At 62.5% G+C, this 15,131-nt stretch carries 16 protein-coding genes; 11 read left to right on the top strand and 5 right to left on the bottom strand.

The features are described from left to right. Positions 1-128: 128 nt before the first annotated feature. The 7 genes from GWK36_RS04745 to cpdA all read left to right on the top strand — a co-directional run bounded on the left by GWK36_RS04745 (position 129) and on the right by cpdA (position 9,290). Positions 129-1,406 (top strand): L,D-transpeptidase, encoded by a 1,278-nt coding sequence (locus tag GWK36_RS04745; protein ID WP_166270171.1) that lies wholly within the window; start codon positions 129-131, stop codon positions 1,404-1,406. Between the two features lie 6 nt (positions 1,407-1,412). After that, positions 1,413-2,534, top strand: a complete 1,122-nt coding sequence (locus tag GWK36_RS04740; RefSeq protein ID WP_166270170.1) for an aminotransferase class V-fold PLP-dependent enzyme — start codon at positions 1,413-1,415, stop codon at positions 2,532-2,534. Positions 2,535-2,794: 260 nt separating this feature from the next. Further along, positions 2,795-4,879 (top strand): glycogen debranching protein GlgX, encoded by a 2,085-nt coding sequence (gene glgX / locus GWK36_RS04735; protein ID WP_166270169.1) that lies wholly within the window; start codon positions 2,795-2,797, stop codon positions 4,877-4,879. A gap of 153 nt (positions 4,880-5,032) precedes the next feature. After that, positions 5,033-6,049, top strand: a complete 1,017-nt coding sequence (gene gnd, locus GWK36_RS04730; protein WP_166270168.1) for a phosphogluconate dehydrogenase (NAD(+)-dependent, decarboxylating) — start codon at positions 5,033-5,035, stop codon at positions 6,047-6,049. 1 nt (position 6,050) lies between these two features. Next, positions 6,051-6,647: a Maf family protein gene (locus tag GWK36_RS04725; protein ID WP_166270167.1), complete on the top strand. Its 597-nt coding sequence runs from the start codon at positions 6,051-6,053 to the stop codon at positions 6,645-6,647. Between the two features lie 117 nt (positions 6,648-6,764). Next, complete coding sequence (locus GWK36_RS04720; protein ID WP_166270166.1) at positions 6,765-8,324, top strand: LysM peptidoglycan-binding domain-containing protein; 1,560 nt, start codon at positions 6,765-6,767, stop codon at positions 8,322-8,324. Positions 8,325-8,447: 123 nt separating this feature from the next. After that, entirely contained in the window at positions 8,448-9,290 is an 843-nt protein-coding gene (cpdA, locus tag GWK36_RS04715; protein ID WP_246237689.1) for a 3',5'-cyclic-AMP phosphodiesterase, read from the top strand. Here cpdA and GWK36_RS04710 read toward each other — a convergent pair. Then, a complete protein-coding gene (locus tag GWK36_RS04710) occupies positions 9,287-9,583 on the bottom strand; it encodes an acylphosphatase (protein WP_166270165.1) in 297 nt (98 codons plus the stop codon). The two genes, cpdA and GWK36_RS04710, sit on opposite strands and share 4 nt — an antisense overlap. A 122-nt stretch (positions 9,584-9,705) precedes the next feature. On the opposite strand from GWK36_RS04710, the gene wrbA reads away from it, so the two are divergent. Continuing rightward, positions 9,706-10,299 carry an NAD(P)H:quinone oxidoreductase gene (wrbA, locus tag GWK36_RS04705; RefSeq protein ID WP_166270164.1) on the top strand — a complete coding sequence of 198 codons (594 nt, stop codon included), beginning with the start codon at positions 9,706-9,708 and terminating at the stop codon, positions 10,297-10,299. A 13-nt stretch (positions 10,300-10,312) separates the two neighbouring features. Continuing rightward, positions 10,313-11,011: a DnaA regulatory inactivator Hda gene (gene hda, locus GWK36_RS04700; protein WP_246237687.1), complete on the top strand. Its 699-nt coding sequence runs from the start codon at positions 10,313-10,315 to the stop codon at positions 11,009-11,011. On the opposite strand, the gene GWK36_RS04695 is transcribed toward hda, so the two are convergent. After that, on the bottom strand, positions 11,012-11,578 hold the full coding sequence (locus GWK36_RS04695) for a CDP-alcohol phosphatidyltransferase family protein (RefSeq protein WP_166270163.1): 567 nt from the start codon (positions 11,576-11,578) through the stop codon (positions 11,012-11,014). It abuts the gene before it with no gap. Positions 11,579-11,664: 86 nt separating this feature from the next. On the opposite strand from GWK36_RS04695, the gene purM reads away from it, so the two are divergent. Both purM and purN read left to right on the top strand, forming a co-directional pair. Beyond that, a complete protein-coding gene (gene purM, locus GWK36_RS04690; protein WP_210756861.1) occupies positions 11,665-12,711 on the top strand; it encodes a phosphoribosylformylglycinamidine cyclo-ligase in 1,047 nt (348 codons plus the stop codon). A 4-nt stretch (positions 12,712-12,715) separates the two neighbouring features. After that, positions 12,716-13,378, top strand: coding sequence for a phosphoribosylglycinamide formyltransferase (purN, locus tag GWK36_RS04685; protein ID WP_166270161.1), 663 nt, complete (start codon positions 12,716-12,718; stop codon positions 13,376-13,378). A gap of 56 nt (positions 13,379-13,434) precedes the next feature. Here purN and GWK36_RS04680 read toward each other — a convergent pair whose 3' ends face one another. The 3 genes from GWK36_RS04680 to GWK36_RS04670 all read right to left on the bottom strand — a co-directional run bounded on the left by GWK36_RS04680 (position 13,435) and on the right by GWK36_RS04670 (position 15,091). Continuing rightward, positions 13,435-14,133, bottom strand: a complete 699-nt coding sequence (locus GWK36_RS04680; RefSeq protein WP_246237685.1) for an Lcl C-terminal domain-containing protein — start codon at positions 14,131-14,133, stop codon at positions 13,435-13,437. Between the two features lie 204 nt (positions 14,134-14,337). Beyond that, complete coding sequence (locus tag GWK36_RS04675; protein ID WP_166270160.1) at positions 14,338-14,610, bottom strand: DUF6489 family protein; 273 nt, start codon at positions 14,608-14,610, stop codon at positions 14,338-14,340. Positions 14,611-14,623: 13 nt separating this feature from the next. Further along, positions 14,624-15,091: a hypothetical protein gene (locus GWK36_RS04670; protein ID WP_166270159.1), complete on the bottom strand. Its 468-nt coding sequence runs from the start codon at positions 15,089-15,091 to the stop codon at positions 14,624-14,626. Positions 15,092-15,131 lie beyond the last annotated feature (40 nt).

Raw genomic sequence — 15,131 nt, 5'->3', positions numbered from 1 at the left:
TGCCACTGACTGAACCGCCTTACTCAGATACCGATTCGTGCATACGGCCTTGCAAGCCAGTCGTGCTCTGTTCATGATTTTAAAGTGATTCAAGAATGATTCGCGCCACGCAGTCCGGTCCCGCACCCATGACCATGACATTCCGTTTTTCAAAACCTCTCCCGCTGACCCTCAGGACAGGCGCCAGCTTATTGATCGTATTCGGATTGACGGGCTGCGAGGGTTTGGCCCATTTCGCTGTCAAGACCGAAACACCAGCCCCACCGCCTACCGAGGAGACGCGACCGGCGCCGCCGGTCACCACAGCGGCTGAGCAACCCAAGGAACCGGACAAGCCGTTGAAGGCCCCTTTGTATGAATGGAAAGGGACGGGCCAACCGATCACCCGCATCGTCATCAACACCGACGAGCAAAAGGCGCGTTTTTATTCGGGCGAGACCGAGATCGGCTGGACGACGGTCGCTACCGGCGTTGCCAAATATCCCACGCCGACAGGCCGTTTCCAGATCACCGAAAAGATCGAGAACAAACGCTCGAATCTCTACGGCAAGATCTATGGACAAGAGGGGCGGCTGCTGCATGCCAATGCCAAGGTCGGGCGCGATCCAATCCCGGAGGGCGCACGCTTTGAGGGTGCCCACATGCCTTTTTATCTGCGTCTGACTGGTGATGGCATCGGGCTGCATGCCGGCCCCATCCCCAACCCAGGACGTCCGGCCTCGCACGGCTGTATCCGTATGCCAAGCAAGATCGCCCCCGTGGTTTTCAGGCATGTCTCGACTGGCACCCCGGTAACCATCGAGGGCAAGGGACCCAGCTATAGTGAATATCTAGCGCAGCAGCGCACCCAGGCCGCACGCGTGGCCGCTGCTGCCCCAGCCAAGCCACCGGCCGCTGCGGCTGGTGCGCCGACGGCCCAGAACAAGCCGGCTGCCGAGACCAAGCCCGCCGAGGCTGCTGCGGACACAGCCGCGCAGCCGCCTGGTCCCGAGGTAACGGCAACGAATCAGCCGCCGGCCCCTCCTCCTGTAAATGCGGCAAATCAACAGACTGCGCCGGCACCTGCTCCCTCTGCACCGCTTCAGCCAGCGCAAACGATACCGGCAGAACCCCAACAAACACCTCGTCCAACTGCGCCACCGGTCCCGGCTTCAGCTGCATCGCTTGCAGCCCCGGCCCAACCTGCCCAGCCCGAACCGCCTCAACCCCCTACGATGCCATCTCAGTCGGCACAAGGCACCATCCCGGCACCTTTGCCCCAAAACCAAACGCCCCAACCGCCTGCTGCCTCGCCTGAGTCTGGGCAGCCGCCCGCCGCGCCTGCCCCCCCTCCCCAGCCGCAGGAGCCGGCAGCGCCCCAACCGCCGACGCCAGTGGCTCAGCCCCAAGCAGCTGCCCCCGCCTAGCGCACCTTGGATAGCGAGTTTCTGCTCGATCCCGCGCTCTGTCATCTCAACCATGCCGCCGTCGGCCCCTGGCCGCGGCGCACGGTCGAGGCAGTCAAGCGCTTCGCTGAGGAGAATGCCCGTTCAGGCTCGCTGCGCTATGCGGATTGGCTTGCCGTCGAACAGCGTCTGCGCGAGCGTCTAGCTAGCTTGATCGGTGCGGCAGCCACCGATATCGCCCTGATCAAAAACACCTCGGAGGGCCTATCGCTCATCGCCCAGGGGCTCGACTGGCAGCCTGGCGACAGCATCGTCGGGATCGCTCAGGAGTTTCCCTCCAACCGGATCGTCTGGCAGGCCTTGGCTGAACGCGGGGTGTCCTGGCGCGCACTCGATCTGGCGCGATCGTCCGATCCCGAGGCAGATCTGATCGCCCTGTGCGACGGCTCGACCCGTCTGATCGCGGTGAGCTGGGTCCAGTATGCCAGCGGTGTGCGGCTGAATCTGGCACGGCTTGCAACCTGGTGTCGGGCGCATGGTGTCTTGCTTTGTGTGGATGCCATCCAGGGCCTGGGTGCCCTGCCCTTTGCTCTGCCCCGCTATCCGGCTGACTTCGTGGTGGCCGACGGGCATAAATGGCTATTAGGGCCAGAGGGTTTGGGGCTGTTGTATGTCTGCCCCGAACTGCGCCCGCGGTTGCGTTTGACGCAATTCGGTTGGCACATGGTCGAGGACGCAGGCGATTTCGATCGCACTGACTGGCAACCTACAGCGGATGCGCGTCGTTTCGAATGCGGCAGCCCCAATCTGCTGGGCGCGCATGCCCTCGAGGCGAGCCTTTCGCTCTTGACCGAGGTGGGGATGGACGAGGTGTGGCGGCGCTTACAAAAGCGCACCGAGCATCTCATCACCCTGCTCGAACGCCGCGGCTTTGAGCTGCTCACCCCCAAGGATCCCGAACGCCGCGCCGGGATCATCAGCTTTCGTGTGCCTGGGCGTTCATCCGCCGAGCTCTATCAAGGATTGATGCGCCAAGGGGTGCTCTGCGCCCAGCGCGGCGGCGGGCTGCGTTTCTCGCCGCACTTTTATACCCCCATCGAGCGCATAGAACGCGCGGTCAGGATCTTAGATGGACTGCTCGGCGGCTAGCGGTCAAAGCGGCTAGCGGTCAAATAATCAACCTAGCCAGTCATCTTTCCGGATTTCGCTTTCGCCGGAATGGTGATCAAGGATCTATTCCATGTTTCCCTAGAACCATCCGGCAATGATAGCGGCCTGCACTATGCTTTAAGACGTACACCGCAGGTCGCCCATCCCAGCTCAATCTCATCCCATTGATCGGGCGACGCATGCAGGGCATCTAGGTCCGCGGACCTTGTTGTGCTGTCTAAGCAATCGGAGGACCTTTGATGAGCTCATTGACTGACCGCATCAAGCCGGGCCGCTGGGATCTGCCAGGTGCCAGGGTCATGGACGGCGGCGTCAACTTTTGCATTCTGTCGCGTCATGCCGAGCGGGTACAGCTCCTGCTCTTTGCCCAGGCCGACAGCCCCGAGCCCCTGGCCGTCATCCCCCTGGATCCGCGCATCCATCGGACCTTTGTGTTTTGGCACATCTTTGTCGCCGATCTACCAGAAGGGATCTTTTATAACTGGCGCGTCTGGGGCGGTAACGATCCGCATGCGCCAGGCAGCCGACTCGATGGCAGCAAGGTCTTGCTCGACCCCTGGGCCACGACAGTGAGCGATCGGCTCTGGGATCGGGCTGCGGCCTGCCAGCCTGGAGACAATGTCGCCACCGCAATCCGTGCCCAGGTGGTCGGCGATGACTATGACTGGGAGGGTGATCAGCCGCTCTTTACCCCGCTCCATGAGTCGGTGATCTATGAGCTCCATGTCGGCGGTTTTACCCGCCATCCCGCATCGGGTGTGGCCCATCCCGGCACCTTTCTCGGGTTGATCGATAAGATCCCTTATCTCCAGCACCTTGGGATTACCCATGTCGAGCTGATGCCGGTCATGGCCTTCGATCCGCAAGATGTGCCGCTGATGACAGGCCAACTTGGACTGGAGAATTATTGGGGTTATAGCACGCATAGTTTTTTCGCTCCGCATCCTGGGTTCGCCGTCGAATCCTCTCGGGCGCGCGACGAGTTTCGCGACATGGTCAAGGCCCTGCACCGCGCTGGGATCGGCGTCATCCTCGACGTGGTCTTCAATCACACCGCTGAAGGCGGCGAGGATGGACCCGTCATCCATTTCAAGGGTCTAGGCAACGAGATCTTCTATCATCTGGACCCCGAATACCCTCACCGCTACCGCGACTATACCGGCTGCGGCAATACCCTCAACTGCAATCACCCGCTGGTGACGCGCTTTTTGATCGATGCCCTGCTCTATTGGGCCCAGCAGATGCATGTGGATGGCTTTCGCTTCGACCTCGCCAGCGCCTTGGCGCGCGGCGAGGATGGGGCACCGCAGCGCCATGCGCCAGTGCTCTGGTCAATCGAGCTTGCGCCTTCCTTGAGGCGGGCACATCTCATCGCCGAGGCCTGGGATGCCGCTGGGCTGTATCAGGTCGGCGACTTTCCCGGGTATCGCTGGGCCGAATGGAACGGGCGTTATCGCGATGTGATCCGTTGCTTTGTGCGCGGCGATTCAGGGCTAGTACCCGAGGTGGCGACCCGGATCGCCGGATCGAGCGACATGTATGAAGGGCGGCATCGGCTACCGACCAATTCGATCAATTTCATCACCTGTCACGACGGCTTCACCCTGTACGACCTGGTCAGCTATAACCGCAAGCATAACGAGGCCAATGGTGAAAACAATCGGGACGGTCACGATCATAATCTGAGTTGGAATTGCGGCTGGGAGGGCCCAACGGACGATCCAGAGATCCTGCGCCTGCGCCGCCGGCAGGCCCGTAACTTCATGGCCCTCTTGCTGCTCAGCCAGGGGGTACCGATGTTGCTTTCCGGTGATGAGGTATTGCACACCAAACAGGGCAACAACAATACCTATTGCCAAAACAATACGCTCTCCTGGTTCGACTGGAGCGCCGTCGAGCGCGAAGGCGAGATGCTCGCCTTTGTGCGCGGGTTGATCGCCTTCCGGCGCCGGCATCCAACCTTGCGCCGCGAGCGTTTTCTGACTGGCCAATCCGAACCAAGCCAACAGATACCTGACATTCGCTGGCATGGGACACAGCTCGATGACCCAGGTTGGGGCGATCCAACCCGCAGGACGCTCGCCTTCACTCTAGCTGGACGTAGCGCGGATGAACCCAACCTCCATGTCATGCTCAACATGGAACCCATTGCCCGGCGCTTCGCCCTGCCGGTCATCCCCGGGCAGCAATGGTGTCTGGCGATCGATACCTGGCCAGACGGTGGAACCATCGTCGTGCCTGAGCAGCAGATCCCGCTGTCCGCAAGCGAGTTCTACGAGGTCGGCGGCCATGCGGTGGTCGTCTTGGAATCGCGCAGGCCCTAGGGGTCATCGCCCGCACATCACGCCTAACCGGTTGAGGGCGCTGCCACGCGGCAGCTATGAGGGGGAAGGGCGGCGTGTGTCAAGGTGGTATGAGGTATGAGCTGTGTCCAGAGGTTTTGTTCAGGTTTGAGATCCAATCAAAGGGGACCGAAAATGCAGATCGGTATGATCGGTTTGGGACGCATGGGCGCCAATATGGTGCGTCGGCTATTACGCGCCGGGCATCAGTGTGTCGTCTATCATCGCGATCCGGCCAAGACGCAGCCCTTGGTCGATGAGGGGGCGACGGCCATCCATGACCTGGCCGCTTGGCGCACGGCCCTGCCGCCACCGCGCCATGTCTGGCTGATGATCCCGGCCGCGGCGGTTGGAGAGCTGATCGAATCCTTGATCCCCCACCTGGAGCCAGGCGATGCCATCATCGATGGCGGCAACTCGCATTATCGCGACGACCTAGCCCATGCCGAACGCCTGCGCCCTCTAGGGATACATCTCGTCGATTGCGGGACCAGCGGCGGCGTTTGGGGTCTGGAGCGCGGCTATTGCCTGATGATCGGCGGCGATCCCGAGGTGGTCGCTAGGCTCGATCCGATCTTTGCGGCGCTCGCCCCCGGGGCAGGCTCCATCCCGCGGACCGCTGGGCGCTCGGGTCCTTTGAGCACCGCCGAACAGGGTTATCTGCACTGCGGTCCGGTGGGTGCCGGCCATTTCGTCAAAATGGTACACAATGGCATCGAATATGCGCTGATGGGCGCCTATGCCGAGGGCTTTAATCTCTTGCGCCACGCGGGGATCGGGCGCGCCGAGCGCCCGCGGGACGCTGAGACTGCGCCGCTGGCTCATCCCGAGCATTATCAATACGAGCTGCCGCTCGCCGAGATCGCTGAGCTGTGGCGGCGCGGCAGTGTCATCGCCTCCTGGCTGCTCGACCTCACCGCCCAGGCCCTTTATGCTGACCCAGCGCTCGATAGGTTTGCCGGTCGGGTCGCGGATTCGGGCGAGGGCCGCTGGACGGCGCTCGCGGCCATCGAGAGCAGCACCCCCGCTCCTTTGCTCACCACCGCCCTGTACGAACGCTTCAGCTCGCGGGGCGAGGGCACGTTCGCCAATCAGCTACTGTCGGCGTTGCGCTATCAGTTCGGCGGTCACCGCGAGCAGCAGGGGGGCTGAGATGGTGCATCCACCCCCATTGATCCTGGCCTCGACCTCGCCTTATCGCCGCAACCTGCTGGCGCGTCTGGGCCTACTCTTCCAAACCGACTCGCCTGCGATCGATGAGCGCCCCTTGCCCAGCGAGTCGGCGGTCGCACTGGTCCAGCGGCTGGCCGAGGCCAAGGCGCGCGCTGTAGCCAAGCGTCATCCAGACGCACTCATCATCGGCTCTGACCAGGTCGCCTGTCTCGATGGGGCGATCCTGGGCAAGCCCGGCGGTCGGGACGCTGCGATCGCCCAGCTCGAGCGCGCGGCCGGGCACAAGGTGATCTTCCAGACGGGTGTGTGTCTGTTGGATGCCCGTGCGCAGCAGGCCCACACCTTCGTTGAACCCTATTGCGTCCATTTCCGCAACCTCAGCCGGGCACAGATCGAGGGCTATATCGAGCGCGAACGGCCATATGACTGCGCCGGCAGCTTCAAAGCGGAGGGTCTGGGGATCGCCCTCTTTGCCCGTCTGGAGGGCGATGACCCCACCGCCCTGATCGGTCTGCCGCTAATCCGTCTGGTACCCTTGCTGGAGTCCTTCGGTCACTGTCCGCTGGGCGCGGTCTGAGGGCCACATGCCGCACCCTACCCTGTCTTGCAAAAGGTTGGTGCCTGGATAACACTTGAGCAAAAGCTAGAACTTATCCATCCAGATACAAGATTGTTCAGGGAGAATTGATCAGCGATGCCATCGATTGCCTGCACCAGCCGGTTTGTTTTGGGTGTGCCTATCGCTGCCGGTTTGCTGTTGATGGCCGGTTGCGCCACCGGACCCCAATCACCGAGCGACTCCGATCGGCTCGCAAGGCATGAATATGGCGATCCCAGGCTCTTTCCCGTACCGCCCGAGATCCTGGACAACGTCGAGTTTTGGCGTCAGATCTATGCGGTCTGGGGGCGGGGCGAGGTCGTCATCCATGACGATGAACATCTGGGTATCATCTATGAGGTCGCCCGCCTCCCCGGACCGATCCAGGCAAGCTATACCGAGGAGCAAAGGGCCTGGTTGAATGCGCGCCTCGATGACTACCGGCTGCGGCTCGCAGCCCTGGAACAGCGGGTGCGCGCGCAACAGCCGCTGACCGAGGATGACAAGGCATTACTGCAAAAATTTGAGCGTGCAGGCGGGATTGCTGCGCTCTATGGGGCCGCAGAGCGGGTGCGCGCCCAGCGCGGCATCCGGGAAAAGTTCAAACGCGGCCTAGAGATCAGTAAGCGCTATGATCAGCACTTCCGCCAGATCATGCGCCGCCATGGGGTGCCGGAGGATCTCGCCTTTTTGCCGCACGTCGAATCCTCATTTCAGGTCAATGCGCGCTCAAGCGTAGGCGCCGGCGGGATCTGGCAGCTGATGCCGGAGACCGGACGTCAATATCAGATCAACATCAACGCCCAGGTGGACGAGCGTTTCGATCCGATCCTCGCTGCCGAGGCCGCGGCCCGTTATCTCGCCGAGGCTTATCGCCGTCTAGGGAGCTGGCCGCTGGCAATTACCGCCTACAACCATGGCAAGGGCGGCATGGCCAATGCCAAGGCCCAGCACGGCGACAATATCGGGCAGATCGTCAAATCCTACAAGGGACCGGCATTTGGTTTTGCCTCGCGCAATTTTTATGCTGAGTTCATCGCCGCGCGCGAGGTCGCCGCCCACCCCGAGCGCTATTTCCCCGAGGGGTTGAGGTATGAGGAACCCTGGCGGCACGATCGTATCCGTTTGCCCGAAAGCATCCCTATCGAACATCTGGCCCAACACTACGGCATCCCTAGTGATCGCCTGATCGCCTTAAACCTACATTGGCGGGAACCGGTAACCCAAGGGAATGCGTTTCTGCCAGCCGGAACGACCGTCTGGCTACCGGAAGGGACGACGCGCCGGATCGCCAGCTTGCCACCGCCGGTTGTTGGCACTGCCGCCATCGCACGCGCTGACCCGCCTGCGCTGGCGAGGACGCAGGCAGCAACGGGCAAAGGCAAGGCCGAGGACAAGAGGCCGGCGAGCGCCTCGACCCCATCGCCCACAGCGATCCGTTCCAAGATCCAGGGCGAGGCTCAGCCAGCAAACACCCCCAAGACAGCCGCGGCCGCCAGCCCGCGGGTGCGCTATCACATCGTCCAACCAGAGGAGACGCTCTATCGGGTCGCCGTCAAGAACGGCATCTCGGTCGAGGAGCTCAGGCGGCTCAACAAGCTCGGCCCGCAGGACAACCATATCCAGCCAGGACAACGCCTCATCGTCGGCATCTAGTGCCAGATCATCCCGGCGGGCAGCCTCATGAAGGTTTTTTGAACAGCGTCATCATTTGGGGCGCCCGCTTGTGTTAAGGTTGATCAGCATGATGGACGCTGATTAAGAGATCCGGAGTGCCTCATGTCTCACCTCAAAACAGCCCTGCCGCGTGCCTGGCGCCGGTTTACTGCGATGCAATCCGCGATGCCGATCCGTCTTATTCAATTGAGCGATACCCACCTCTTTGCCGATCCCGGCGGTCAGCTTCTCGGGATCACGACGCGCCGCAGCTTTGAGGCCGTCCTGGATCAGGTGATGGCGCTTGCGCCAGACGCCCTGATCTTGACCGGCGATCTGGTGCACGATGAAAGCGCGGTGGCCTACCGCTATCTCAATGAGGCGCTGGCCAAGATAGGTCTGCCCTGCGCCTGCATCCCCGGCAATCATGACCTCCCCGAGTTGATGATGGCGCATCTCGCCTATGCGCCTAGTGGACCCGTGGCCCTGCGGCGGCTGGGCGGCTGGAATCTGATCCTGCTTGACTCACGGATCCAAGGCGAGGACGGCGGGCATCTGCATGCCGAACAGTTTGCCCAGCTCGATGCGCTCCTCAGCGCCGAAGATGCGCCGGCGCTGATCGCGCTCCATCATCACCCAGTCGCCGTGGGCAGTCCCTGGTTGGATGGGATCGGTGTTGCCGATGGTGCAACGCTCTTGGCCCTCTGCGAGCGCCGTCCCCAGATCAAGGCGATCCTGTTCGGTCATATCCACCAGGCATTCGCCGCACAACACGGAGACTGTCTGCTCCTCGGGACACCCTCAACCTGCCTGCAATTCAAACCCGCCAGCGCCGAGTTTGCCCTGGATGCCGCGCGACCCGGCTGGCGCGAGCTCAGCCTGTATCCCGACGGCCATCTCGAGACCCGGGTGATGTTTCTCGATGACTATGCCGAGCAGCCGTTGCGCAAGGCTGAGGGCTATTAGCGGATGACAAAGCCGCTGAGGGGCTGGTCGCTTAGCGGTTCGCAGATGACATCTGTCACCCGCGCCAGGCTGGGGCCCACCCATAACCATTCGCGCAATTGGGCAACCGCGCTCGCCTCCCCGCACACTAGGACCTCGACCCGCCCATCGCTCAGGTTGCGGGCATGGCCATCAAGCCCTAGACGCTCGGCCTGTACGCGGGTCGCCGCACGAAAGGACACCCCTTGGACATGCCCCGAGACCAGGCAGCGATAGCACACTCGCCGGCCCGAGGGCCCGGTTTCCGTCGTCATGATCCACTCACCTCGTTGCAATACGCCGTCATCGATCCGGCCCGACCGCTCAAGGGTGATTGGCGCGCCTGGATGCCGGATGTTTAAATTATTGTCTCGGGAATCAACGAGGTCGGTCCATCATGAGCTATATCCTGATTTTGTATTACAGCCGCCACGGCGCCACCGCAGAGATGGCCCACCAGATCGCCCGCGGGGTCGAGGCAGCAGGGCTGGAGGCGCGGCTGCGTACCGTCCCTCCGGTCTCCGCGGTCTGCGAGGCCGTCGAGCCTCCCATCCCCGATAGCGGTCCCCCCTATGCGACGCTCGATGATCTGCGCGATTGCTCAGGTCTCGCCCTAGGCAGCCCGACCCGTTTCGGCAACATGGCCGCACCATTGAAATATTTTCTCGATGGCACAGGCAGTCTGTGGATGGCTGGGGCGCTTGCCGGCAAACCGGCGGCGGTCTTTGCCTCGACCTCGAGCCTACACGGTGGCCAGGAATCGACCCTGCTCAGCATGATGCTGCCCCTCCTGCATCATGGGATGCTGATCCTGGGCTTACCCTATAGCGAAGGGGATCTTTTGCATACGCGCAGCGGTGGCACCCCTTATGGACCCTCGCATCTCGCCGGCATCGACAGCAATCTGCCCCTGTCCGACGAAGAAAAGCGACTCTGTCAGGCGCTCGGGCGGCGCCTGGCAGTCACGGCCCTGCGTCTGAAGGAAGACTGATCAGCCTGTACATGTGTCTCCCGTGCAGCTCCATCTACCGCTCGAGATGCGCCAGGAGCCGACCCTGGAGACCTATTTCCCAGGGCCGAACGCCGAAGCGCTCGCTGCGGTGGCGGCTCTAGCCGGCGGGCAGGGTGAGCCCTATCTATTGCTGGTCGGCACCAGCGGTACCGGTAAGAGCCATCTGTTGCAGGCTGCCTGCCAAGCCGCCGTGCGTGCCCAACGCCAGGCGCATTTCATCCCCTTGGGATTCACGGGTCTCGATCCCGCCTTGCTCGAGGACCTGGAATGGCTTGATCTGGTGGCGATCGATGATCTACATTGCATTGTCGGCGATCCTGACTGGGAACGGGCACTCTTTACCCTTTTTAACCGGCTGCGCGAGCGGGGGCGAGCGCTCCTCTGCGCCGTCCGCACCGCGCCCGAGGCCCTGCCTTTCGCCTTGCCCGATCTGGTTTCGCGCCTGGCCTGGGGGCCGCGTTACCGCCTCATACCCCTCGCGGAAGGCGATTGCAGGCAATTGTTGATTGAATCTGCCCATCGGCGCGGCCTAGATCTACCGCCAGAGTTGGTGCAGTTCATCATGAACCATCATGCGCGCGATCCAGCCTCCTTGCTCGAGCTGCTCGCGCGGCTCGACAGCCTCAGCCTACGCGAGCAGCGGCCACCCAGCATCCAACTCCTGCGCCGGATCATGCTGGATCGGCCATGATCAGCCCCGCCGCCAGCCCCGGGCGATGGCCTTGCGCCCCCAGATCCAGACGTATTGCACACCGCTGACCGCAACGGTTAGCAGGCAGAGCCAACTCAGCGCCGCAATCAGACCCTCGGGGAGATCATAAAGGCCCGCATCGAAGATGACGGCGATGACCAGGATAATCTGCACTGCGGTGTTGATCTTGCTGGTCAGGATGGGCGCAGCCTCGACCTCACCGATCCCATAGTTGTAGAGCAATGCCCCGCTGATGATCACTATGTCGCGAAAGATCGCTGCTAGGACGAGCCACAGCGGGATCAGCCCCTGGGCGCCGAGCACCAGAAAACAGCACACCAAAAGGGTCTTGTCGGCCAATGGGTCGAGCAGACCGCCGAGTCGGCTCTGCCAGCCATAGCGTTTGGCGAGATAACCATCCAACCCATCTGACAGACCGGCGATCAAGAACAACACCAAGGCCCAACCGAACTCATGGCGGATGAGCAGATAGACAACAGGGATGACGGCAATCAGGCGTGCAATGCTGATGAGGTTGGGGAGGTCGCTGAGCTTGCAGAATCCCATAGGTACTCTGGAATACAGCAAAAGCGATCGGGTCGCGTCTGTCACCGTTTATACTAGCGCGGTTGTTTTGGGAGTGGAGAGACCCCGTGACCGATCAGGACCCAGTCAACCTCAGCTATCGCGATGCCGGTGTCGATATCGATGCCGGTAACCGGCTCGTCGAACGCATCAAACCGCATGCCGCCGCCACCGCCCGCCCCGGGGTGTTAGAGGGATTGGGCGGCTTCGGCGCGCTCTTTGAGCTTCCCCTGGACCGTTTCCGCCAACCGGTCTTGGTCTCGGGTACGGATGGGGTGGGGACCAAGCTCAAGCTGGCCATCGCCCTGGGGCGACATGAGACCATCGGCATCGACCTGGTCGCCATGTGCGTCAATGATGTCCTGGTCAGCGGCGCCGAGCCCTTGTTCTTTCTCGATTATTATGCCACCAGCCGCCTGGAGGTCGCTGTTGCCGAATCGGTCATCGCCGGCATCGCCCAGGGTTGCAAGCTGGCTGGCTGCGCCCTGGTTGGTGGCGAGACCGCCGAGATGCCGGGGATCTATGCGCCGGGCGACTATGATCTGGCCGGCTTTTGCGTCGGGATCGTCGAGAAGGAGGCGATCATCCGCCCCGAGCGGGTCCAGCCTGGCGATCTCCTGATCGGACTGGCCTCATCCGGCCCGCATGCGAATGGCTATTCGCTGATCCGGCGGATCATCGCCCAGCAAGGGATTGGCCTTGAGCAGCCTTGGGAGGGGGGCAGTCTCGGTGAGGTCCTGCTGGCGCCGACCCGCATCTATGTTCGCTCGATTCTGGCACTCCTTAAGAACCAGCCGGTCCATGCCCTCGCCCATATCACCGGCGGTGGACTCACAGAGAACCTGCCGCGCGTCTTGCCTCCTGGAACCCAGGCCCTGATCGAGCGCAAGAGTTGGCGGCGTCCGGCGATCTTTGACTGGCTCCAGGCGCAAGGCGGGGTGGCTGAAGAGGAGATGCTGCGCGCCTTCAATTGCGGTGTCGGGATGGTCATCTGTCTGCCGGAGGCGGCGGTGGAGGCGGCACTTGCGCTCTTACAGGCCCAGGGTGAAACCGCCTGGGTGATCGGACGGATCGAGGCGGGCGAGGGCCTGCCACGGGTGATCTATCAGGGTTGAGGCGATGGCATCTGAGCATGAGACCCTGCGGGTCGTGGTCCTGATCTCGGGCAGCGGGACCAATCTCCAGGCCCTGATCGATGCCCAGATCTCAGGTGCCCCCTTTGAGATCGTGGCCGTGGTGAGCAACGCGCCTGGGGCCTTTGGCCTGGAGCGCGCCAAGCGTCGTGCCATCCCTATTGCCGTGGTCGATCATCGCGCTTATCCGGACCGCGCGAGCTTCGAGAGCGAACTGGCGCGGGTGATCGATGATCATGACCCTGGCTTGGTGGTTTTAGCCGGTTTCATGCGCATCCTCACGCCCCCCTTTGTCGCGTGTTATCTGGGCCGGATGCTCAATATCCATCCCTCCCTCTTGCCCAAATACCGCGGCCTGCATACCCATGAACGGGCCCTTGCAGCAGGTGACAGCGAACATGGCGCCAGCGTCCATTTCGTCACCGCCGAGCTTGACGGCGGGCCCGTGATCATCCAAGCGGTCGTCCCCGTACTCCCCGATGATACGCCACAAACCCTGGCGGCACGGGTGCTCGCCCAGGAACATGTCATCTATCCGCTCGCCGTACGTTGGTTTGCCGAAGGGCGGCTGTGGCTCGGCTCAGATAGGCGGGTCTATCTCGATGGCCAGGTCCTGGAGACACCCTACCGGCTCACCTCGGGGTCATAAAGGATGGCAATGGTGCAATCTAGATCCTCAACCACCTGGGGAGACGACACCATCCCTCACTTGACATCCAGCGAGCGCAGCGGGGATGCCGGTGTCTCGACCGATGCCCCATCCCCTTCCCCTTCGGTGCGGTCATGCGGCTCGGCCTCGCGATCGGGATAGGGCAAACAGGTCGCGGGGCGCCCCGGGGTACAACCCGGGGCATCGCGCACCAGGCGTATATAGCCCAGATCGCGAGGCATACCATAACCAAGATGACCGGTGCGAAAGTCCAACGTCCAGGCGCTGTCCGGATAGAAACCGGCAGGATCGGCGGTCCAAAAACGGCCTGGCGGGGTGCGGGGAAAGGTCACACTATCGATCACCATCCCATAGCAACCGCGCCTAAGCAGTGAACGCAGCTCCACCCGGGTCGGCAGGCGCCAGTCGGCATGACCGGCAAAGCGCGATTCGTGTGCCAGAGCATCGGCATCCTTGAATCTCAGCCGCAGCGCCTCGCCCATCGCACAGCCGATCCCACCCGTCCCTTCCGGGCATTGTTTCCACATCAGTCCCGTATGCCCGTCATAGACGGTACCGTCCTGGAGCGGGAGATAGCGGGGGTCGGGGATGGGCGCGCCTGTCCCCTCAGTGCACTCCTGGGCGCGAATCAATCCGCCGTTCAGCAGCATGGCGCAGACCCAGCAGCCCAACCACAGGCCCAAACCGATAGGCGGCCTATCTTGCCAGCGACCGATCACCCAGACGGTCTTCATGTGCTTGCCTTCTTCTGGCTGAGGGGCATCAGTGGCCTGAGGCGCAAAAGCCGGATCCTCATGGGTGCTGGAAGCTACAGTGCCCTTCATAGGGAGGGCGCTGATGAATGCGCAGCCCTGTCCCCGCTGCCTTCGCATCTCCACTGATCTTTCTGGATTCCAGCATTCGCCGGAATGACGATAGGGGACTGTTTCAGCGTTTTCCTAGGCATCCGTCTGATCACTGCCCTCACCTGGCTTGCTGGTGGCGGCAGGGGTAACCATCCTGACCAGCATCCGCTGGAACAGATCCCATGAAGCCAGGGTGCCCTTGAGATAGGGCTCATAGAGCTTGAGCGGATCATAGCCCTCGACGCCGGCGCGCATCCGCTCGCGGATGTCATCCAGGATCTGGCGCTGGAATGACTCGAGGTCTGGCAGGCCAAAGAGCCTACGGACCTCTTCGGGGCTGATATCGATATCGACCTTGACCTTCATGGGCCCACCTCGCTTAATGCCGACGCACCGGCGGTGTATCTGCTTCATCACGGACGGGGTCCTCGACCGCCAGTACCCGCCGCACCCGCCGTCCGACCAGGATACAGGCGCGCTCGAAGGCGCGTTCAGCCTCTTGCCCATGCCAATCCCAAGCGGCAGGGGGGGCATTAGCCGGCAACTGCCAATGGCCGGTGATCAGGACCGGACCGATGCGGATCTCGAGCGTCCAGTCGCGCCAGAGCATCTCCCCCTGCTCTTCATCGGCGAACTCCTGCTCGACCAAACGGACATAGTTCCCCGACTGCTCGTCCATCGCCGTCTGTTCGGAAAGGACGAGGCTGGCGTCGATACAGCTTGCCCAGCCGGTATGCACGGCGCTCGCCGTGGACATCAGGGCATGGATCAACAGGGCTGGGGTCAGGTTTAGGGTCAGCGGGGTGTCCCAATCCGGTTCGCTGTTTTGATCGAGTTCATGGGTCATGGGCATCTGTCGGACAGGTGTATAGGGGATCGTTGGGGCG

This window comes from Caldichromatium japonicum, from assembly GCF_011290485.1.
Taxonomy (GTDB): Bacteria; Pseudomonadota; Gammaproteobacteria; order Chromatiales; family Chromatiaceae; genus Thermochromatium; species Thermochromatium japonicum.
The sequence above is the reverse complement of the archived record's forward strand: the minus strand, read 5'-3'. Positions and strand labels throughout refer to the sequence as shown.